Origin of the sequence: Winogradskyella psychrotolerans, from assembly GCF_018860565.1 — a bacterium.
Taxonomy (GTDB): domain Bacteria; phylum Bacteroidota; class Bacteroidia; order Flavobacteriales; family Flavobacteriaceae; genus Winogradskyella; species Winogradskyella damuponensis.
The window spans coordinates 223,684-244,732 of sequence record NZ_JAHKPS010000029.1 but is presented as its reverse complement, the minus strand read 5'-3'; the positions used below and the strand labels follow the sequence as shown (position 1 = coordinate 244,732).

Genomic DNA, 21,049 nt, shown 5'->3' with positions numbered 1-21,049 from the left:
TTAATAAGATTCCTGCTTTCGCAGGAATAACAAAACGAGATGCTTCAACTGCGCTCAGCATGACATATGACAAACAAACGTAAACTTAGAATAAACGGCCACTCACATTTACTTCCTTATCCAGAGGAAATACCTCAGTTTATGCAAGACAAAGGTATTTTTTGGGTAGATAAAGACCGAAAATTCATGCTTCAAAAAGATTGGAACCGTCCAATTACGGATTCTAGTTTTTTCCTAAATGAAAAATTAGCATGGATGGAACGTTTTAATATTGACCATGCTGTTGTTTTAAACCTATCGCAACTTTATGGAAATGGGCTTCGTGTTGAGGAGATGAAACAAGCCTTACGTTTTCAGAATGATTTTAATGCCAAAATTCAACACAATCATCCAAGTAAATTTACCTGTGGATTTGTTGTTCACCCAGGATTTGTTAGAGGAGCTTGCTGGGAAATTGAGCGTTGTGTAGAGGTTTTAGGACTTCAACTTCTATGTTTACCAACTCATTACATGGATACGATTGGAACCTGGCGCTGTATTTTTGATGAGGAGAACGAGCCTATTTTTGAGTTAGCAAACAAATATAATCTTGCCGTAGAAATTCATCCTTACGATGGTGAAAAATTCATAAAACTTGAAAATACGTCTTGGAGATTTCACTTAATTTGGATGTTAGCACAATGTGCTGATGCGTATCATTTCTTAACTTTAAATGGGTACCAAGACAAATATCCTAATATGCGAACTTGCTTTGCACATGGAGGACAATTGGCACAAATTAACTTAGGAAGACGAATTCAAGGTTTTGATGGTCGTCCAGATTTATTTGAAGGCAAAAGCCATCCTAGAAAAGCCGTTGGTCATAAAAACATATTCTTTGATACACTGGTACACGACACAGGTGGCCTAGAACTATTAATTAGAAATCAAGGCTCTAAACAAGTCTTAATGGGATTAGATGATCCTTATCCACTTGGAGAAATGGAAAGCGAAAAGCAGTCTTCTTACCCTGGAAAAATCATAGATTTAGCTATAGAGCGCGAGATAATTACAGAGACCGAAGGTGATGCCATTTGGGAAGACAATGTGATTCAGTGGTTATGTGGAGATGATGAAGCCGCAAAACAGAAATTAGTTAATAGAATTTTATCCTAGCAGTTTCCTAGACCTTATTCCTATAATTAAAATTATCATGTATGCATTTCTTGCCTGAAAACTTAGACAAATATGTAGTTGATCATTCTGAACAAGAACCTAAACTACTACAACAACTGACTAGAGAAACGTATCAAAAAGTATTACAACCCATTATGCTTAGCGGACCTTACCAAGGCAGAGTACTAAGTATGATCTCTAAGCTCATTGGGCCTAAATCTATTTTAGAATTAGGTACATTTACGGGGTATTCTACATTGTGCTTAGCTGAAGGTTTGGATAAAAATGGGGAGCTTCACACTATAGATGTTAACGAAGAATTAGTTGATTTTCAGCGAAAATATTTTGACCAATCTGATTTTGGAAAACAAATTATTCAACACACTGGAAATGCTTTGGACATTATTCCAAGTTTAGATCAAACGTTTGACCTTATTTTTATTGATGCTGATAAGCCAAACTATTCAAATTATTTCCATTTAATTATAGACAAATTGAATCCAGGAGGTATTATTCTTTCAGACAATGTATTATGGCATGGAAAAGTTGTAGAACCGTTAAATGAAAAAGATAAGTCCACTAAAGCTGTTTTAGATTATAATACCCTTCTTAAAAATGATAATCGCATAGAAACAGTTTTACTTCCCATTAGAGATGGTTTAACTATTAGTAGAAGAAAAAAATTAGATGACACTAATGGTCTTTGATTGTAGAACCTTCGTACAGAAGTTTTAGCAGCTCAAAAACTATTCAATTAAATACGACATCTTCAATATTACGAGAAGATAAAGTAAGTATAGATTACTCTTCTTTAGAAATTCCTTATGGAATAAGGTATTATAGCTTTATTAACGATAACTCAGCTTTATTTTTTAACCTATCTGCATTAGTTGACATCCCATTTTCAGGCACTATTACCTATGAGGATCACCCAAATTTTGATATAAATTCAAGGGCTTCTTTAGCTCTAGGTATAGGTTTTATCTCTAATGATAAATATAGTATTGAAGGACGATTTGCTTTTCCTAGAGAAATTATTTCTAAGAAATTACACACAACTGCAGATCATAGTGCCTTAAGTGTTATTTTAGGTTATAAACTTTTTTAATGGCATTTAAATAATTACAAAGTAAACGATGGTCTCAAAAATTAACGATCGCGTTTTAATGATCCAGTGAAGTCTTTCAGATCATCTTTTACTTTGTTTATTTCTTCTTGAATCTCTTTTGTAGTATCAGAATCAATGATATTATTCTCTTTAGCGCTTTTAGCTACCTCTTGCTTAATATCATTAGTAGCATCTTTAAGTTGGCGCATACCTTTACCTAGGCCTCTAGCAATTTCTGGTAATTTATCTGCACCAAATACTAATACCACAATAAATAGTACAAAGACTATTTCGGTACCTCCTATGAATAATAATGTTAATTGTTGTATCACACTGCAAATATAAACTGAGTTTATCAAATATTATACTTCAAATTGAAAATAAAAAAGCCGACTTAATAAAAAGTCGGCTTTCCGTTTTTAAAATATTGGATTTAATCCTTTGATTTATTCTTAAATTTATCAAAATCACTTGCCTTAACTTCTTTTGGCCAAGAATTATTAGAGGTATCTACATCTGCTGTTTCTAAGTCGGGATCTACAACTATAGAAACTATTTCCTTTTCACTAGCAATGGCTTTACTCACTTCTTTATCATTGAGTCTCCATACTTGTGCAGGATAGGTTATTCTTTCTTTAGTACCATCACCATAAGTGTACTCTACAATAAGTGGCATTACCAATCCGCCTGGCTTATCAAAAGTAACTTGGTAGAAATATTTAGGTGCCTTTTTTAATGCCTTTTGCTCTTCAGGTGTAAAATTATCCATGATATACTCTTTTACCGTAGGTAAATCTTCGATAGATGTTTTAGCTTTCATTGCATCATCATAACCTTCAGCACCTTCTTCTATAAAATATACTAAACTGTTTGGATTCATATTATAACGTTCTGCTAGCTTTTTACCATTCTCATTTGGATTATTAGTAACGGCGAACTTCTTAACCTCTTTAATTCCTATGTCTGTGTAATCTGTTGTATAAAACCAACCTCTCCAAAACCAATCTAAGTCTACTGCCGAAGCATCTTCCATGGTACGGAAAAAATCTTCTGGAGTTGGGTGCTTAAATTTCCAACGGTTTGCATATTCTTTAAAAGAATAATCAAATAATTCACGTCCCATAACAGTTTCACGTAATATATTTAATGCTGTCGCTGGTTTTCCATAAGCGTTATTTCCAAATTGATAGGTATTTAAACCTTTAGTCATAATTGGTGCAATATAATCTTGGTTACCTCCCATATATCTTACGATATTTTTAGCAGGTCCACGTCTAGAAGGGTAGGTTTTATCGTTTGGAGATAATGCATCAGGATACCATTCTGCAAAATCTTGTTCTGCTACATACTGACTAAATGTATTTAAACCTTCATCCATCCATGTCCATTGACGCTCATCACTGTTTACAATCATTGGGAAAAAGTTATGTCCTACTTCATGTATAATAACGCTAATCATTCCGTATTTGGTTCTATCAGAATAATTACCATCTTTATCTGGACGACCAAAGTTGTAACATATCATTGGATATTCCATTCCCATTGGTGCATGTACAGAAATAGCTTTATGGTATGGATAATCAAAAGTCATACGAGAGTATGTTTTTAACGTACTTGCTACAGATTTTGTAGACCATTGTTCCCACAAAGGATTACCTTCTTTAGAATATAGAGATACAGCCATAACATCTTTAGTCTCTAATTTAACAGCCATCATATCCCATAAAAATTTTCTTGATGTTGCAAAACCAAAATCACGAACCATCTGAGCAGATAGTTTCCACGTTTTTTTATCTTTACTTTTAGATTTTTCTGTGACTTCAGCTTCAGCTTGTGTTACAATCATTACAGGTTTGTCGTAAGATTTTTTTGCTTTATTATAACGCTTCATCATAGCTTTAGTAAATACCTCTTCTCTATTTACTAAATACCCTGTACCGTCTAAAATATGATCTGCTGGCACCGTAATGTTTACATCAAAATTTCCAAATGGTAATGCAAACTCATCACGTCCCCAAAATTGCGAATTTTGCCATCCTTCTACATCATTATAAACTGCCATACGTGGATAAAACTGAGCCATAACATAAATACGGTTGTCGTTTTCTTCGAAATACTCGTAACCAGAACGTCCACCATCTTTAACATGATCGTTAATATTGTACCACCATTTTATATTAAATGAAAATTGCTCTCCCGTTTTCAGTGCTTTTGGAAGTTCTACACGCATCATTGTACGATTAATCATGTATGGTAAGTCTTTGCCTTTAGTATCTTTTACATGTTCTATATTGAAACCTCCATCAAAACTATCTTTTAAATACGATTTAACAGCCCTAGACGATGTAGTTGCTGGGCCAATTCCAGAACTATTAATTAGTGGAGTTTTAGAATCTTTTGCACGCATATTTTGGTCCAATTGCACCCAAAGGTATGATAACTCATCTGGCGAATTATTAGTGTATGTAATAATCTCGTCACCATACAATTTAGCATTTACATCATCTATTTCAATGTCCATTTTATAATCTGCTTGTTGCTGGTAATATGCTGGACCTGGAGCACCAGAACCTGTCCTAAACATATTGGGCGTAGCAAATTCATCATACAATTGTTTGAATTTATTTTGATTGGTGTGACCTTGTTGACGCTCTGATTTAATTTCATCTTGAGCATGGATACTAAAAGATGTAAAAAACATTGCGCATAAGAAATACTTGAAAATTTTCATATGTTTTTTTTGTTGTTGTTTTTATGTCACATACCGTTCGTTTATAATCATTCTAATAAATGACAAAACTTACTAGCATGCTCGTTTCATATTAAATTGTTAATGTTGTTAATTAGTAATGCCCAAAATACCTATTTTAAGATGATTTTAACAGATTTTTAATTAAAGTTTAACACGCATTTATCATTATCTGGAAGCAAGAGAAAGCTTTTATTTTCATTAAAAAGTTTAAGCCTAACAATATTTTGTTGATCTGGTAATACATCAAACAAAAGAGAATTAGTAACTTCTATTGATTTTATATCTGAAATATTTTCTATTTCGAGATAACAATATGTAATATCTTCTTTATATTCTTTTCCTATAAAATTGAAGTTTACAGCATTACCATTAATCTTAATTTTTAATTTATCCTCAATATACCGTTGCATGTATTTTTCGATATTTTTAATATCGTTATCTGGTGCTAAGACAATGTTTTCATCGTATCGTTTTCGTAGCAATGTTTCAAAATCATCAATAAAAATCTGACTTATAATTTGAAGCGATTTTTGCTCTTTAACATATTTAATTTCTGTAACACTAACGTAATAGTCGTGATTTTTACTACTAGAAATAAATAATGAGAATAGTATTAAAGCGCGTATAAAAGGGATTAATTTCATGTTTATATGAATACTTTTTTTTGATGAATCCAAAACGTATTCCAAAGTTAATCTTTAGTAACGGATTCTCTATTATTCTTGTAAGCTTTTAGTTTTTCTTGTAAAAAATCAAGCAGTTTTAAATCATCGTTTTTATTGCATAATAATAAAAACTCATCGTCTTCTTGACAAAACTGAAAATACTCTACTCTTAAATTTTTGGCTAAACTATCGTTTTTAAAAAGAAAAGATTCATAACTACTTTTTAAACGCTGTAAACAAGCATCTCTGGTATCTAATTCTACAATAGCTTTTAGTTTTTTAGTTCTGCCACTAATGGTGTTTAATAATTTATTGAGATTTACACTTGGACCACCTCCATAAATACCACCTACTAATCCAACCATGTCACCTCCATCTGCATCAAACAATTTTCGTTCATTTTGCGTGAGTGGCTTACCTACAAACCCTGGAATACCCAAATCATAGAAATTAATATCAGGTTCTGCATCTGAGTTTTCTAAATCAGATTCTAAGCTGCCTGTTAAAATCTTACCTACAACAACTTCGTTTAGTTCGTTTATTTTTTCAATAAGTCTTACATTTAACTGCCCTAATTCCATAATCGAAGTGCTAATAACAATCTCTTGATTTTGATACTTTACTCCTGAAACTATTAATGTATCTAAAACTTTTGCTGGTATTAGAAAGCTTCCATCGTCATTAGATATGGTATATTTTGCAGCTGTTTTATTGAGTATATGAAGACCTTCAACTTCATCTGCTGCTATGAGTTGTCCTTTTATATCTTTTCGCTGAGCATTTACAACGCTTAGGATAAAAAATATAGCAATAAAAAAAAATGTTTTACTCCTTTTCACTGATATCTTTTAGGAACGACTTACTCAGTTGAGAAATATGCTCTAACAATTGTAACTCCTTATCTTTTTCAAATAAATTTTCGTCAACACCTTCTTTTTCTACATAATCTGTAAATGCTTCAATTTGATCTAATGGGATATTAAAATTGGTATGTATATAATTAATACTATATGTATCTAATGCTTGTTTAAAAGGCGTTTTTTTAACTAATTGCTTTTCTTTTTCTGATTTAAATTTAACGGTATCAAAATTAACCACTTGTTTAATTAAAAAACCTGCGACATTAACTAAATTCACCATATTCACCATTTGCGGATTATACTCGTTAAAGGCTAGGTTATCAGCTTTAGTTTTATAATCGGCTGAAAATTCAAAATCTTCAATATTATCTAAACCAAAATACACATCGTCTAAGCTTACATTATATGTTCTTACATTTTCTAAATCGGCATTTAAATTTCCAGTAAGATCAAAAGGTAGAATTACCACTTCATCTAATTTATTAACCTCTTCTACAAGGATAACTGTTAAACGTTTAGAGCTAATAACTTTATCTGTAATTGAAACCGTAAAATCCTTAAACTGCAATGCCCCAAATTGAATAACGTCATTTAAAGCTACATTAATTTGAAAATAACCGTCTTTATCTGTAATAGTACCTTTATTAGAGGAGGAATTAAAAACTGTTACTCCTTCCTTATCTTCAGAAGCGACAATGATCTTACCATTTATAGGTATTCTTTTTACATCTTGACTAAATACCGTTATAGTAAAGAAGCTAAATATTATAAGTACAATTTTTTTCATATCCTTTAATTTAAGATTAATAAAGTTCGGTTTAATAATTGTAATAGCATAAAAAAGGAGGTCAAACTTTTGTTAAATGATTTTATACCTATTAATTTAATATTATAATTTTTCATTCACGTAAAGAATCCATATTTTAACACAAAAAGAATTAAATTTTGAAATCAATTATAATTGCTAGCACATCTACCATTCATGGTAGTGGTTATTTAGAATATTTATTAGACGAACTAAAAATTCATTTCAAATCTGCAAATGAAATCCTATTCATTCCTTATGCACGACCAGGAGGCATTTCTCATGACGACTATACCGAAATAGCTTCTAAAGCTTTTAAAGCGATAGGTAAAACCATAAAAGGATTGCATGAATTTGAAAACACACAAGAAGCCATACAAAATGCTCAAGGTATTTTTGTTGGAGGTGGTAATACCTTTGTTTTGGTATCGCAACTTTATAAAAACAACATTTTATTAGCGATACAGAATGCCATTAAAAAAGGTACCCCTTATTTGGGCACCAGTGCCGGAAGTAATATTTGTGGTTTAACAATGCATACCACTAATGATATGCCTATTATGTATCCACCAAGTTTTAAAACTCTAGGCTTAGTTCCTTTTAATATTAATCCGCATTATTTAGACCCTATTGAAGGTAGTACTCATATGGGAGAAACTAGGGAAACTCGAATTAAAGAATTTCATGCTTTTAACACACAACCTGTTATTGGCTTACGAGAAGGCAGTTGGATTTCTGTAGAAGCAAACAAACTCACTTTAAAAGGCCCCTTAAATGCCAGAATTTTTGAATATGGAAAAGCGCCGTATGAAATAGAAACAAATTCAAACTTAGATTTTTTAAAATAAGTTTAGATTTTTTTCAAAAAATGATAGCCTAAAATTTCATAGCCTTCATTGTAATAAAACTTATGCGATGCATAATTTTGAACATAAGTGTTTAACTCCATAGAATTACACCCTTGTTCTCTAACATAGTTATTAATCCACCCCATAAATTGTTTCCCTAAACCATTATTTCTGTACTCCGGTTTTATATAAACATGATCCAACTCTACAGATTTTCCAATATAATGACGTGTACTAAACCATAAACCTGTAATAGCAATTAAATCATTTTCAACAAATACGCCTGCGCATTGGTAATTTTGTTGTTTTATTTCATTAAATCGAGATTTAAGCACATCCATACTTATTTTAGCATTGTTAAGCTCATAAACTAAAGGAATTATTTGGTCTATCTTTTTATTTGAAATTATTTTAAACTCATATTTCATACCTTCTTATTGTATACCTAAAAGTATATCTTTTTTAAACGGTTATTAATCCTTAATCTGACACTCAAAATTATATCTATTTAAATAAAACCTATGATTTTTAAATAATTTTTGCATCAAACTTTGGTAGCGCTAACAACTTTGGCTGACTTTTTAGAAATACTTAATTATAAAACTAGCAGCTATTGTTATTAATACAAAATAGCGTCTTAAAGACGCTATTTTCAACTAACTAACTCAAATAATTGTCTACTCCTAGACATTTTTGTTTTTAAAACGCTTTAAAAATAGTTCTGCATCAACGGCCTTTGTTTTTTGTGCATGTTTTAAAGCTGTATAACCATTAGAACATGGTTTATGAATTTCAGAACCTGCCGTAATTAACGTCTTTATAATTTCTACTCGATTGTATTTTGCCGCATAATGAATTGGCATCATCCCATTAGATTTGGCATTAACATCAACTCCATTATTTAATAATCGTTTTACTTCTTCAATATTGCCTGTGACAACAGCCTTGCATAACGGACTAACTTCAACGGGTTTTACAATAACTTCATTTGTGTCTGAAGCTAAAACATTGTTTGTTGCATTTAAATTACTAACTGAAAAGCCTAATGCTAAGGCCAAAACTACTACTGATTTTTTCATGATGAAAGATTTTAAATTTAATTGATTTGTTTTTGATTATACTAAAGAGACGACAGATTACCCAAACTGTTACACTAAAAAACATTTTATAACATTTTTTTAACGCTTTGGAAATAAATATGTTAACATCATCACAAAACACAAACACTCCCTTACCTACTCATTATAAAAACTTAAAATAAGGTTAACATCTTAATTTTTTTTAAACTACGGATATGTTGTAGTGCTGTATGTATTATCTTTGATACTCAAAACAGTTACACATGAACAAAAAAGTTATTTTAATGATTTTAGATGGTTGGGGAAAATCACCCGATCCTAAAGTTTCAGCTATAGACAATGCACAAACACCATTTATAGATTCACTTTATACCAAGTATCCTAGTGCAAGTTTAAGAACTGATGGACTTCATGTTGGTTTACCTGAAGGGCAAATGGGAAATAGTGAAGTTGGGCACATGAATTTAGGTGCAGGACGAATTGTATATCAGGACTTAGTAAAAATTAATTTAGCGGTTAAAAATAAAACACTTCGTGAAGAACCTGTTTTAAAATCGGCTTTCGAATATGCGAAAACCAATAATAAAAATGTTCATTTATTAGGTTTAGTAAGTGACGGAGGAGTGCATTCTCATATCAATCACCTATTTGGACTACTTGATGCCACTAACGATTATGGCCTAGAAAACGTCTTTGTTCATGCTTTTACTGATGGTAGAGATGTGGACCCAAAATCGGGTTATGGCTTTATTACAGAATTAGAAGAACACCTCCATAAAACCTCAGGAAAATTAGCAACCGTTACAGGCCGCTATTACGCCATGGATAGAGACAAACGATGGGAACGTGTAAAACTGGCTTATGATGGCTTAGTTAATGGAGAAGGCACAAAAACTCAAAATGTTTTAAAATCTATTCAAAGTAATTATGAAAACGATATTACAGACGAATTTATAAAACCTTTAATTGTAACAGATAAAAACAACCAACCTGTAACAACTATTAAAGACGATGATGTCGTTATCTTTTTTAATTTTAGAACAGATCGTGGACGTCAATTAACAGAAGCCTTATCTCAAAAGGATTTTCATGAGTATAACATGCACAAATTGAATCTATATTATGTTACCATGACTAACTATGATGATAGTTTTGAAGGCATAAAAGTAGTTTTTAATAAAGATAACCTCTCTGAAACATTAGGTGAAGTATTAGAAAAGCACAATAAAAAACAAATTAGAATTGCTGAAACTGAAAAATACCCTCATGTTACATTTTTCTTTTCAGGAGGACAAGAACAACCATTTGAAGGAGAAACTAGAATTTTAAGAAACTCACCTAAAGTAGCTACTTACGATTTAAAACCAGAAATGAGTGCTTATGAACTAACCGATGCGTTAATTCCTGAACTCAAAAAAGGAGATGTTGACTTTGTGTGTTTAAACTTTGCCAATGGAGATATGGTTGGTCATACAGGAGTTATGAAAGCAGCCATAAAAGCATGTGAAGCGGTTGACGAATGCGTTAAAAATGTGGTAAATACAGCATTAGAAAACGATTACACCACTATATTAATTGCAGATCATGGCAATTGCGAGACAATGATAAATCCTGACGGCACACCAAATACAGCTCACACCACAAACCCTGTCCCTATCATTTTAATAGACAAAGATTTAAAAACCATAAAAGATGGTATTTTGGGAGATGTGGCACCCACTATTTTAAAGCTAATAGGCTTACCTCAACCCACAGCGATGACACAAGAAAGTCTTGTTTAAAACGCTTATTATTGTAACTTTGCCTTTCATTTGATTAAGTAGCATGAATTTTCAAAATAGATTAATTATAGCCGTTGATTTTGATGGTACAATAGTGGAAGATGCTTATCCTAAAATAGGAAAAACGCGCATTTTTGCTTTTGAAACCTTAAAACGACTCCAAGAAGATGGGCATCGATTAATTCTTTGGACTTACAGATGTGGTGCTAAACTTGATGAAGCTGTTGAGTTCTGCAAAGAAAATGGCATTGAGTTCTATGCTGTAAACGCTAGCTTTCCTGAAGAAAAATACGATTACAGCAGAAGCCGTAAAATTCACGCAGACCTATTTATTGACGATAGAAACATTGGTGGTATTCTTGGTTGGGGAGAAGTGTATCAACTTATTACCAACGAAGAACCAAAAATTCCTGCATCCTCAAAAAAATGGTGGAAATTTTAAAGCTTACTTCTTATTTTATCATCTCAAAATAAGCTCTATCTATTGCTTCTCTATGATCAGGGTGAGCAATATCTACTAAAGCTTTTACTCTATTTTTAATCGTTTTACCAAATAAATTGGCAATACCATATTCTGTTACTACATAATGTACATGTGCTCTTGTTGTTACCACTCCTGCTCCTGGTTTTAATACTGGTACAATCCTGCTTATTCCATTTTTAGTTACTGATGGCAGCGCAATAATAGCCTTACCTCCTTGACTTAACGAAGCACCTCGTATAAAATCCATTTGTCCTCCAACACCAGAATACATACTCGCACCTATGGAATCTGCACAAACTTGACCTGTAACATCTACTTCTATCGCAGAATTTATAGCAACCATTTTTGGATTTTGTTTAATATATGCTGCATTGTTAGTATAATTTGATGCACGCATTTCTACAAACGGATTATCATCTACATAATCATATAAGCGTTTAGAGCCTATTAAAAACGTTGCTAATGAACGTCCACGATTAATCTTTTTATAATTCCCGTTTATAACATCATTTAAGATTAAATCAATAACACCATCTGAAAACATTTCGGTATGTAAACCTAAATCTTTATGATTTGTTAAACGTGTTAATACGGCGTTTGGAATAGAACCAATACCCATTTGCAATGTACTTCTATCTTCAACTAAGCCAGCCACATAATCTCCAATCTTACTTTCAATAGCGTTAGGTTCTGCCATATGATGCACAGGAAGTGCTTCGTCTGACTCAACAAAATAATCAATTTCAGTCATATGAATAATTCCTGCTCCATGTGTTCTAGGCATTTGTGGATTTACTTGTGCAATAACACATTTTGCATTATCTATTGCTGCTAAAGAGGCTTCAACAGAAACACCCAATGAGCAATATCCATGACGATCTGGAACAGAAACTTGAATTAAAACGACATCTAAATTTAAAATGTGTTGCTGAAAAAGTCTTGGCAGTTCACTTAAAAAAACAGGAGTGTAAGAACCATTACCTGCTTTTAAAGTATGTCTTACATTTTTTCCAATAAAAAAAGAGTTAACGTGAAAGCTGTCTTTTAACTTAGGATCTGCATAAGGTGCCTCTCCCTCGGTATGCAAATGGCATACTTCTACATTTCGTAACTCTTCATGTCTTGCAGACAATGCTTTCACAAGTGCCTGAGGAGCTGCTGCGGCTGCTTGAATATATACACGATCATTAGATTTTACAACTTTTAAAGCTTCTTCTGCGGTAACGGTTTTATACATGGCTGTTCAATTTTATATTGCAAACATATAATAGAAAGTTTATTTAGAAACTGTCATTTATCATGTTTTAAAAATATTTTAGAATTGTTATAATTACCTATCTTTGCCGCTCAATATTTTGAATCATGATTATAGTAAAAACGGCAGAAGAAATTGAATTAATGCGTCAAAGTGCGCTCATCGTATCTAAAACTTTAGGTATGTTGGCTAAAGAAGTTAAAGAAGGTGTTACCACCAACCACTTAGATGCAATTGCAGAAGAGTTTATTAGAGACCATGGTGCTTTGCCTGGTTTTAAAGGCCTTTACGACTGCCCTTCTACATTATTATGTAGTGTTAACGAAGCTGTAGTTCATGGTTTACCAACAGATATACCACTAAAAGATGGAGATATTGTATCTATAGATTGTGGCTCTTTTATGAATGGTTTTTATGGAGACCATGCTTATACTTTTGAAGTTGGCGATGTTGCTGAAGCGACTAAAAAACTCATTCAAATTACCAAAGAATCACTTTATAAAGGTATCGAACAATTAAAAATTGGCAATCGCGTTGGTGATGTAGGTTTTGCAATTCAACAATTTACGGAAGCGGAAGGTTATGGTGTCGTTAGAGAATTAGTAGGACATGGTTTAGGCAGAAAAATGCATGAAGATCCTGAAATGCCAAACTACGGAAAACGTGGTCGTGGTAAAAAGTTTATTGAAGGTATGGTTGTTGCCATTGAACCAATGATAAATTTAGGTACGCATAAAGTCAAACAATTGAGTGATGGTTGGACGATTGTGACTCAAGATGGAAAACCAAGTGTGCATTTTGAACACGATGTTGCTATTATAGATGGGAAACCAGAAATACTTTCAACTTTTGGATATGTCCATGAAGCTTTAGGAATTACTTCTAATGAAGAAGATGCTTTTAGACAGAAGACATTAGTACTTTAAAAATGAAATCGCTTTTTAAATTTTGTCTCAATCTTATTCCAAGACCTTTACTCATAAGATTAAGCTATTTGGTTCGTCCTGTAATAGCTCTATTTTTAAAAGGCGATAAATACACAGATCCAATTGACGGTAAAAGTTTTAAAACGTTTTTACCTTATGGCTACGGGACGCAAAGAAATAATGTATTATCGCCTTCCACATTAAGCTTAGAACGTCACCGTTTGTTGTGGTTATACTTAAAAGATGAAACGGATTTCTTTACTGCAGAAAAAAGCGTTCTACATTTTGCGCCGGAACAATGTTTTTTAAAACGTTTTAGAAGCCTTAAAAACTTAACGTATACAACGACCGATTTATTATCACCTATTGCGGATGTCAAAGCAGATATTTGTGATTTGCCTTTTGAAGATAATAGTTATGATGTTATTCTATGTAATCATGTATTAGAACACATCCCAGATGATACTAAAGCCATGCTAGAATTATTTCGTGTGATGAAACCTGGTGGTTATGGTATTTTTCAGATTCCACAAGATTTAAATCGTGAGGTGACTTTTGAAGATGACTCGATTACAGATAAAGATGAACGTGCCAAGATTTTTGGCCAATATGACCATGTTCGTGTGTATGGTAGAGATTATTTCGATAAGCTTCGTTCTATAGGTTTTAAAGTTGAAGAGGTAGATTATACGGCTCAACTTTCAGAAAAAGATATTGAAAAATACTGTTTGGCTAAGGGTGAAATTATTCCTGTAGTTTATAAATAAAACCATTACTAAAATGACGCAACACCTTATAATTGCAACAGGCGCTATATTCGGAATGCTAGCCGTGATCTTTGGAGCTTTCGGTGCTCATGCCTTAAAGAAAATTTTATCTACAGAGCAATTGCACAGTTTTGAAGTTGGTGTAAGATATCAACTGTATCACGCCATTGTATTATTAGCTTTAGGTTTTAATGCCAAAGATATCACCTCAGCAACCTATTGGTGTTTCACAATCGGCATTGTATTATTCTCCTTTAGTATTTATGGATTGATTTTATCTGATGCTAAAGGCAAAAAACTTCGATTCTTAGGACCTGTGTCGCCTATTGGAGGATTGTTGTTGGTAATGGGTTGGTTGTTGGTGTTGATAAATGCGTTATAGCCTTTAAATATTTTCAAAAAAAAAGTTGAACTAAAATTAATTAGTCCAACTTTCTTCAAATGATTAATAGCACGTTTATTTTTTTACAAAACGTTTAGTAGAAACGTTTCCGTTTTCATCTTCAATTTTAATTAAGAATATTCCGTTTGATAACCCTGAAACATCAATAGTTTCTTTTTGAGTTCTTAAAACTTCAGTTCCTAAAACAGAATAAATTGATACTTGTTTTAAGCTTTGAATCATTTCAATATTTAAAATTGAAGTGGTTGGATTAGGGTATAATTTGATGCCGTTTTCATGTAACCCCACATCATTAATTCCTAAAGACGGATCGAACTCATAAGCACCACGATCTACTGTTGTATTAAAAATACGATTGTTAAATAATAAATCTGTAGTAATTCCTGCTGGGATTAAACTATTATCACCAGTATCAATAGACGTAGAACCAGCGGTTAATTTAAAATCTGCATCTAAATTAGGATCTGTAGAACTTGTTGCTGTAGTACCTGTTATTAACGACAGTCCATCTTCATCCGTGTTATTCTTTACAATTCTACTAGCACTTGTATTACCAAATCTCGTAGAATTTGTAGCTGTTCTACCAATAGCTTTTGCTAGTGTAGCTGTGTTATCTGTGTTAGCCCAAAATATATTATTAGCAACGGTAATAGTTCCCCACTCTCCATTATTTCTTGATATTTCTACTACAGGATAATCTCCACCACCACTACCGGCACTAATATTATTAACAAATGTATTATTTACTACATCTGCATTAAGCGTAACGCTAGTAAAATAAGCCCTCAAACGCAAGGCAGCTGCACCAACACCATTTCTGTTTTTTACGGCATCATTATCTGTGATATTAGATCTAAACAAAGTATTTGTTACCGTAATATTCATTGTTCCTACAGAACCAGAACGATGATAGTCGATACCTGAAGCTGCATTAGCTAAATTATTTTCTATAACACAAGCATCTACAATCATATTAGACTCTGAGGTTGTAGTTGTTAGCGATAAACCAGCTCCTGAAAATGCTACATTATTTTTAATGACACTGTTTTTTATAGTAAAATTAGCAACAGTAACTGCTTTAAAAAGTCCACCACCAAAACGATCATCACCAGATGTCGCATCTGCATTACCATCTTTTATGGTAACACCATCTACCGTTAAATTATTTGTCGTAATTTCTACAACGTGCGTACTATTATCATCTCTTGTAGGGTCGTTAAAATCTACCGCTGCACTATCATCTCCTAACAAGTCTCCGCTTAATATCGTTTCATTTGCAGTATGGATTAAGCTCATATCTCTTTCTGATAAAGTAGCTTCTGTACCAGCAAAACCACCATAAAGATTGGTGTTTACTACAAAGCTTTCATTTCTATCAGAAGCGTGTGGCTTATAAGTACCTTTAGCAACCCAAACTTGGTCACTTAAATCTGTAATAGCTAAAGCACTATGTAAATCTGTAAAAGCATCTGCCCAAGAAGTACCATCATTATTACCCGTTGCACTTGTATCTACATAAAATATATCCGCTTCAGGTATATGTGTATAAATATCTTGAACTTCTGTAGCCGTTAACGCTCTATTAAAAATTTCTATATCATCAATGTTTCCATAATAATCATTTGGTGAAATTCTAAATGTTGCATTATTATTTAAAAAAGGTTGATTAATATTTGAATCTACTCCATTAGAAAGTGTTGTATGCAAAGTACCATCAATATAAATACTATTATCAAAAGCTATACCTGTAGCATCTCGTTTTGTGGTAAAAACGATATGATGCCAACCGCCTTCAAAAACAGATGAAAAGTTGGATTGAGAAGACTGATGTGATGTGTTTCCATTTATAAAATTGGCTACTAGCGTATTACTTGTAGTCGTTGTCATAGAAATTCCATCCCCTGATCCGTTTGATTCGCGAATATCAAAAATTTCTTGAGCCGTTCCTGTAGGTGCAGAACCTGCAATCCAAAAACTAATACTAATTTCATCATTATAACCTGTAAGCGTATACCCATTTCTAGTAACTGCATTTGCTCTAATAGCATTATCTACTCCACCAAAGCGATCTGGTCTTAATGTCGGTGCTGCTCCAGATAAATCGCCATTTCCTGCATCTGCTACGTTTATTAAACTTCCACCATTAAACGTATATTTTGCAACAGCATCTGTAGGAACTTGAGCAAAGGATAAACTACTTACAAAAAGTAGTATTAAAAGCAATCTTGTTTTACACATGAGACCTTTATGGTTTAACTGTCCGTGAAAACATGTAATTTTTTTCATAATAAATTTGGTTTTAATTGTTGTTAATGAACCAAATATCTATTATGAAGGGATTATAAAACCATGTCGATTTCTGAAATGTACGTTTCAACTTCTAAAAAACGCTAACCTATATTCTGCACAATGGTTAAAAACTCATCTTTCTTATCTTTTGATATAGAGACGCTTTCATTATTGTCCATTATAATATAACCACCATCTTTTTTGCAGTATTCTTGAATGTACTTTAGATTAATAAGGTAAGAACGGTGTGGTCTATAGAACGTAGGAATAGACTCTAGTAAGGTTTCAAAATGTTTAAGCGGCTTACTTATTAATAATTCTGAAGCATTATAAACACTTACTTTAGTGTACATGCCATCGGCTTTTAAAAGAATAATATCTTCAAAATTGATAAACTTTATACCATCTGCAACAGGAAGTCCTATTTTTTTGAAGTTAGAAGATTTTAGACTTTTCTGAAGTTCTTCTAATTTTAAATTGATATGAGATTTCCCAATATTAGCTATCGCTTTTTCAATAGCGTCAACTAATTTATCTGCTCGCAATGGTTTTAATAAATAATCTACAGCTGAAAGTTCAAAGGCTTTAATGGCATACTCGCTATATGCTGTTGTGAAAATGATTTCAAAATTTGAAGTTGCACTATCAATAAAATCAAAGATTTCTAAACCCGAATGCTCTGGCATTTCAATATCTAAAAACACAATTTGTGGTTGCTCTTTTTTAATAATGTCTACACCACTTATTAAATCTTCAGCCGTAAAAATAGATGTAATTTTAGAGCAGTTTTCTTTTATTAAAATTTCTAGTAATTTTCTAGCCTTTGGCTCATCATCTATAATTACTACGTTCATAATTCTAGGTTTAGGTTGTAAAAGGAATATTAATTTCTACTTGTGTTCCTGATGGTTGGTCACCTTCAAACAAATCTATTACAGTGACTCCGACTTGCTTTTGTTTACCATAATTTAATAATGCCAATCGGTCTTGAGTGGCTTTTGTAGCGAAGGATTTATGCTTTTTGTTTTTTCGGGCTTTAAACGCTTCTGCCTTATCTCTACCAACACCATTATCTACAATGACGCATTTGACTGTTTTTGTTTTGTCATTAATAAAAAAATCAATTTTCAAAACACGGTCTGTCTTGCGATGTAATAAACCATGCTTTAGTGCATTTTCTACGTAAGGCTGAATGAGCATTGTTGGAATATAAATTTCTCCAGTAGTTAAACTCCCAGAACTATTAATAGCATACTCTAATTTATCTTCGAAACGTAATTTCTCTAATTCTAAATACATGTCAAGGCAATCAATTTCTTCTTGAAGCGTAATACATCCTTTGGTGCTGTGGTTTAGGTATGTTCTAATTAGATCTGCAAATTTACCCAAGTATATACTTGCTAATATTTTTTGATTCAACACAATATATTCTTGAATGGAATTAAGCGCATTAAATATGAAATGCGGATTCATTTGAGACCGTAAATTTTCTAATTTCAAATTAATCAATTCATTGTCTAAGGACAGTTGCTTTATTTCTAATTGCCGTTGTTGTTCCTTTTGTTTTATTTTTCTTCGGTAGTATAAAACCGTCGATCCTAATACTAAAAATGACAAGCCTGAAAAAAACCACCATGTTTTCCAAAATGGTCTTTCAATAGAAAATTTAAGTTCTTTTATTGTGGTATCGCTACTTTCAAAATCAAGTACAGGTTTTACTTGAAAGGTGTAGTTTCCGGCAGGTAAGCTATTGTATTTAACGGAATTAATTCCTGTTTCTGTTGACACCCAATCGGTATTTAATCCTAATAAGCGATAGCTATATGTTCCCTTCTGATTAAATTGGAACCCATTCACATTAAATTCAATGTTAATTGTATTTTGATCGTAATCAAGGTCATAATTAGGTCTTACTTCTGTGGCTTCTTCATTAATTTCTATTTGACTAAAATAAACGTTATGCTGTATTGGTGTTTTAAATACTTCCTCTTTGTCAATTCTAAACAACCCTAAATTAGAAGAAAAAACAACCGTATTATCTAAAATTTCTATACCAGAAATATCATACGACACGATACCATCTCTCTTCGTTAAGGTTTTTATTTTTTTGGTTTCTACCTCTAACAATTGAATCCCTTTATCTGTAGCTATCCATAATGTATTGCCATCTGCCTTGATGTTTTCAATACGGTTAGAGACTAAACCATTTTCGGTTGTAAAATGAGACACCACTTTATCATGCGCTATACCATAAATCCCATCTTTAAATGTGGCGACCCAAACCATTCCATTTTTAGTTTTGGTAAGTGAAATTGCAAAAATAGATTGGTCATTATTCCTGATATGTTTAGGCTTCCAATCACAGTCGTAAATTACTAAATCGTCTATAAAACCAATATAAGTGCTTTTGTATTCTGAATCATAAAATGAGGTAAATGTCCTTTTATTTGAAGAAATATCCTGACCTTTTTTATTGAAATTATTACTATCTAATAAGCGCACATCGGCATAGTTTGCAAACAATAGGTTTTCATTATTTATAATAGACAAACTCTTTGCTCCATGAAAATTATTAAAAACATTAACTTGTTTTGTTTTATTATCTAATAAAAAGCCATCATCATCTTTACTTATAAAAGTTAACTGTTCTTTTGCATGGTGTTTTATGGCTGAAACTCGCGCTGTTGATGGCAAATCTATAATATCTTCTGTATGATTTATGACATCATAAAAACCAACATCTCCTCTATTAGTGCCAAAAAACAAAGTGTTATTATCTATCTTTTCTAAATTACTTATATTTCTATTTCCTTCCGATATATTTAATTGCTCTATATGAATATTAGGTATTACAAACACACCATTATTAAGTGTTGTAAACCAAAAATTATCATCTTTATCTTTTATAATTTTGGTAACATGATACCGCTGTAAAAACTGCTTTTCTAATTTGAATACCTCATTTTCATACGAATACACTAAAACACCATTTTGTGTAGCAACCCATAACTGTCCATTATTTTCAAAATACGAGAGATGTCGCTGATTGGCAAGCAGCTCGAAATCATGGATTTCAGCATATTGAGTCTTATCTAAATCGAGCTTAAAAAAACGATTTTTTTCGTTGTGTTCCCTTATAAAGAATAACATAGATCCTAACTTAAAGAGCTTTGATTTTTGATTGACATTATATTCGCCGTTCTTTTTAGGTTTTGGTAATTCGAACTCAAAAAGGTTTTCTTTTTTATAACCTTTGCTTAGTTTACATAGGTTAACGAACGACCCAAAAAAAATGTCATTATTATACTCAAAAGGTGCGCCAAAAGCAAGGGTAGTCTCATATGGTGTGGTGACTTTCTTACTTAATAAGTCGACATAATAAATCCTGTATTTGGTAAAAACAATAAGGTGCTCTGTTGTGACTACAAAATCTGAAAGCTCTCCATTAAGTTCTTTTCCGAGATCTATAAACGTCATAAGTTGATCATCCTCTACATAAAAGAATTGTCCGGAAATATTACTACACCAAATACGCCCTAATTGATCTTCTACAGGTTCAAAAACAGATAAGCCTCGTTTTTCTCGATTGCTGTAGTTTTTAAATACTTTTCCATCATATCTAAAAAGCCCTTTATCTGCAGCTAACCAAATAAATCCTTTACGATCTTCAATAATATTATAGAATTCTTTGTCGGGCAATCCATCTTTTTCAGTGAGGTGTACAGATACAGGCTCTTGTGCTTGCGAATAACATAAGCACAATTGAAATAATATAAAAAAGAGAATTTTCTTCAGCATCATAATATTGTAGCTAAAACTACAACAAATTACAAACTGAAAGCCTATTAGCTTTTAAAAGTGGGTTTTTAACT

At 32.3% G+C, this 21,049-nt stretch carries 20 protein-coding genes; 9 read left to right on the top strand and 11 right to left on the bottom strand.

The window, feature by feature from the left end; genetic code table 11:
• Nucleotides 1–66 precede the first annotated feature (66 nt).
• Genes KO504_RS16470 through KO504_RS16460 form a run of 3 tightly spaced genes read left to right on the top strand, consistent with a single transcriptional unit; the run spans nt 67 to nt 2,263 of the window.
• A complete protein-coding gene (locus KO504_RS16470; RefSeq protein WP_215928691.1) occupies nt 67–1,155 on the top strand; it encodes an amidohydrolase family protein in 1,089 nt (362 codons plus the stop codon).
• A gap of 41 nt (nt 1,156–1,196) precedes the next feature.
• Nucleotides 1,197–1,862 (top strand): O-methyltransferase, encoded by a 666-nt coding sequence (locus KO504_RS16465; protein ID WP_215928690.1) that lies wholly within the window; start codon nt 1,197–1,199, stop codon nt 1,860–1,862.
• Nucleotides 1,859–2,263 (top strand): hypothetical protein, encoded by a 405-nt coding sequence (locus KO504_RS16460; protein ID WP_215928689.1) that lies wholly within the window; start codon nt 1,859–1,861, stop codon nt 2,261–2,263. The genes KO504_RS16465 and KO504_RS16460 overlap by 4 nt, the downstream gene beginning before the upstream one ends.
• Before the next feature lie 41 nt (nt 2,264–2,304).
• Here KO504_RS16460 and KO504_RS16455 read toward each other — a convergent pair whose 3' ends face one another.
• The 5 genes from KO504_RS16455 to KO504_RS16435 all read right to left on the bottom strand — a co-directional run bounded on the left by KO504_RS16455 (nt 2,305) and on the right by KO504_RS16435 (nt 7,327).
• A complete protein-coding gene (locus tag KO504_RS16455) occupies nt 2,305–2,595 on the bottom strand; it encodes a Sec-independent protein translocase subunit TatA/TatB (protein WP_215928688.1) in 291 nt (96 codons plus the stop codon).
• A gap of 101 nt (nt 2,596–2,696) precedes the next feature.
• Nucleotides 2,697–4,994 (bottom strand): M1 family metallopeptidase, encoded by a 2,298-nt coding sequence (locus KO504_RS16450; RefSeq protein ID WP_215928687.1) that lies wholly within the window; start codon nt 4,992–4,994, stop codon nt 2,697–2,699.
• A gap of 158 nt (nt 4,995–5,152) precedes the next feature.
• Entirely contained in the window at nt 5,153–5,659 is a 507-nt protein-coding gene (locus tag KO504_RS16445) for a DUF6702 family protein (protein ID WP_215928686.1), read from the bottom strand.
• 47 nt (nt 5,660–5,706) lie between these two features.
• Complete coding sequence (locus tag KO504_RS16440) at nt 5,707–6,519, bottom strand: carboxypeptidase-like regulatory domain-containing protein (protein ID WP_215928685.1); 813 nt, start codon at nt 6,517–6,519, stop codon at nt 5,707–5,709.
• The gene (locus KO504_RS16435) at nt 6,506–7,327 is read right to left on the bottom strand and encodes a carboxypeptidase-like regulatory domain-containing protein (protein WP_215928683.1); all 822 of its coding nucleotides are present in this window, start codon (nt 7,325–7,327) and stop codon (nt 6,506–6,508) included. Before KO504_RS16435 ends, KO504_RS16440 begins: the two co-directional genes overlap by 14 nt.
• A gap of 158 nt (nt 7,328–7,485) precedes the next feature.
• Between KO504_RS16435 and pepE the strand changes: the two genes are divergently transcribed.
• A complete protein-coding gene (gene pepE, locus KO504_RS16430; protein ID WP_215928681.1) occupies nt 7,486–8,193 on the top strand; it encodes a dipeptidase PepE in 708 nt (235 codons plus the stop codon).
• Nucleotides 8,194–8,195: 2 nt separating this feature from the next.
• Here the strand turns inward: pepE and KO504_RS16425 are convergent, their stop codons facing one another.
• Together KO504_RS16425 and KO504_RS16420 are read right to left on the bottom strand one after the other, a co-directional pair.
• Complete coding sequence (locus KO504_RS16425; protein ID WP_215928679.1) at nt 8,196–8,621, bottom strand: GNAT family N-acetyltransferase; 426 nt, start codon at nt 8,619–8,621, stop codon at nt 8,196–8,198.
• Between the two features lie 255 nt (nt 8,622–8,876).
• Nucleotides 8,877–9,272, bottom strand: coding sequence for an ankyrin repeat domain-containing protein (locus KO504_RS16420; RefSeq protein ID WP_215928677.1), 396 nt, complete (start codon nt 9,270–9,272; stop codon nt 8,877–8,879).
• 263 nt (nt 9,273–9,535) lie between these two features.
• On the opposite strand from KO504_RS16420, the gene gpmI reads away from it, so the two are divergent.
• The gene (gpmI, locus tag KO504_RS16415) at nt 9,536–11,053 is read left to right on the top strand and encodes a 2,3-bisphosphoglycerate-independent phosphoglycerate mutase (RefSeq protein ID WP_215928675.1); all 1,518 of its coding nucleotides are present in this window, start codon (nt 9,536–9,538) and stop codon (nt 11,051–11,053) included.
• 43 nt (nt 11,054–11,096) lie between these two features.
• Nucleotides 11,097–11,495, top strand: coding sequence for a BT0820 family HAD-type phosphatase (locus KO504_RS16410; RefSeq protein ID WP_215928674.1), 399 nt, complete (start codon nt 11,097–11,099; stop codon nt 11,493–11,495).
• A gap of 10 nt (nt 11,496–11,505) precedes the next feature.
• On the opposite strand, the gene KO504_RS16405 is transcribed toward KO504_RS16410, so the two are convergent.
• A complete protein-coding gene (locus KO504_RS16405) occupies nt 11,506–12,774 on the bottom strand; it encodes an acetyl-CoA hydrolase/transferase family protein (RefSeq protein WP_215928673.1) in 1,269 nt (422 codons plus the stop codon).
• A gap of 125 nt (nt 12,775–12,899) precedes the next feature.
• Between KO504_RS16405 and map the strand changes: the two genes are divergently transcribed.
• Genes map through KO504_RS16390 form a run of 3 tightly spaced genes read left to right on the top strand, consistent with a single transcriptional unit; the run spans nt 12,900 to nt 14,867 of the window.
• Nucleotides 12,900–13,718, top strand: coding sequence for a type I methionyl aminopeptidase (gene map / locus KO504_RS16400; RefSeq protein WP_215928671.1), 819 nt, complete (start codon nt 12,900–12,902; stop codon nt 13,716–13,718).
• 2 nt (nt 13,719–13,720) lie between these two features.
• On the top strand, nt 13,721–14,485 hold the full coding sequence (locus KO504_RS16395) for a class I SAM-dependent methyltransferase (protein ID WP_215928669.1): 765 nt from the start codon (nt 13,721–13,723) through the stop codon (nt 14,483–14,485).
• A gap of 13 nt (nt 14,486–14,498) precedes the next feature.
• Nucleotides 14,499–14,867 carry a DUF423 domain-containing protein gene (locus KO504_RS16390; protein ID WP_215928658.1) on the top strand — a complete coding sequence of 123 codons (369 nt, stop codon included), beginning with the start codon at nt 14,499–14,501 and terminating at the stop codon, nt 14,865–14,867.
• Nucleotides 14,868–14,942: 75 nt separating this feature from the next.
• Here KO504_RS16390 and KO504_RS16385 read toward each other — a convergent pair whose 3' ends face one another.
• From KO504_RS16385 to KO504_RS16375, 3 genes are all read right to left on the bottom strand, one after another.
• Nucleotides 14,943–17,174 (bottom strand): LamG-like jellyroll fold domain-containing protein, encoded by a 2,232-nt coding sequence (locus KO504_RS16385; RefSeq protein ID WP_215928656.1) that lies wholly within the window; start codon nt 17,172–17,174, stop codon nt 14,943–14,945.
• Nucleotides 17,175–17,278: 104 nt separating this feature from the next.
• Nucleotides 17,279–18,031 carry a LytR/AlgR family response regulator transcription factor gene (locus KO504_RS16380; protein WP_215928654.1) on the bottom strand — a complete coding sequence of 251 codons (753 nt, stop codon included), beginning with the start codon at nt 18,029–18,031 and terminating at the stop codon, nt 17,279–17,281.
• A 10-nt stretch (nt 18,032–18,041) separates the two neighbouring features.
• On the bottom strand, nt 18,042–20,978 hold the full coding sequence (locus KO504_RS16375; RefSeq protein ID WP_215928652.1) for a sensor histidine kinase: 2,937 nt from the start codon (nt 20,976–20,978) through the stop codon (nt 18,042–18,044).
• Nucleotides 20,979–21,049 lie beyond the last annotated feature (71 nt).

What these genes read in the sequence shown, in the direction of transcription:
- KO504_RS16470 (WP_215928691.1), top strand. Translation starts at nt 67, where the DNA reads ATGACAAACAAACGTAAACTTAGAATAAACGGCCACTCACATTTACTT.
- KO504_RS16465 (WP_215928690.1), top strand. Translation starts at nt 1,197, where the DNA reads ATGCATTTCTTGCCTGAAAACTTAGACAAATATGTAGTTGATCATTCT.
- KO504_RS16450 (WP_215928687.1), bottom strand. Translation starts at nt 4,994, where the DNA reads ATGAAAATTTTCAAGTATTTCTTATGCGCAATGTTTTTTACATCTTTT.
- KO504_RS16445 (WP_215928686.1), bottom strand. Translation starts at nt 5,659, where the DNA reads ATGAAATTAATCCCTTTTATACGCGCTTTAATACTATTCTCATTATTT.
- KO504_RS16435 (WP_215928683.1), bottom strand. Translation starts at nt 7,327, where the DNA reads ATGAAAAAAATTGTACTTATAATATTTAGCTTCTTTACTATAACGGTA.
- KO504_RS16425 (WP_215928679.1), bottom strand. Translation starts at nt 8,621, where the DNA reads ATGAAATATGAGTTTAAAATAATTTCAAATAAAAAGATAGACCAAATA.
- KO504_RS16420 (WP_215928677.1), bottom strand. Translation starts at nt 9,272, where the DNA reads ATGAAAAAATCAGTAGTAGTTTTGGCCTTAGCATTAGGCTTTTCAGTT.
- gpmI (WP_215928675.1), top strand. Translation starts at nt 9,536, where the DNA reads ATGAACAAAAAAGTTATTTTAATGATTTTAGATGGTTGGGGAAAATCA.
- KO504_RS16410 (WP_215928674.1), top strand. Translation starts at nt 11,097, where the DNA reads ATGAATTTTCAAAATAGATTAATTATAGCCGTTGATTTTGATGGTACA.
- KO504_RS16405 (WP_215928673.1), bottom strand. Translation starts at nt 12,774, where the DNA reads ATGTATAAAACCGTTACCGCAGAAGAAGCTTTAAAAGTTGTAAAATCT.
- map (WP_215928671.1), top strand. Translation starts at nt 12,900, where the DNA reads ATGATTATAGTAAAAACGGCAGAAGAAATTGAATTAATGCGTCAAAGT.
- KO504_RS16395 (WP_215928669.1), top strand. Translation starts at nt 13,721, where the DNA reads ATGAAATCGCTTTTTAAATTTTGTCTCAATCTTATTCCAAGACCTTTA.
- KO504_RS16390 (WP_215928658.1), top strand. Translation starts at nt 14,499, where the DNA reads ATGACGCAACACCTTATAATTGCAACAGGCGCTATATTCGGAATGCTA.
- KO504_RS16385 (WP_215928656.1), bottom strand. Translation starts at nt 17,174, where the DNA reads ATGAAAAAAATTACATGTTTTCACGGACAGTTAAACCATAAAGGTCTC.
- KO504_RS16380 (WP_215928654.1), bottom strand. Translation starts at nt 18,031, where the DNA reads ATGAACGTAGTAATTATAGATGATGAGCCAAAGGCTAGAAAATTACTA.
- KO504_RS16375 (WP_215928652.1), bottom strand. Translation starts at nt 20,978, where the DNA reads ATGATGCTGAAGAAAATTCTCTTTTTTATATTATTTCAATTGTGCTTA.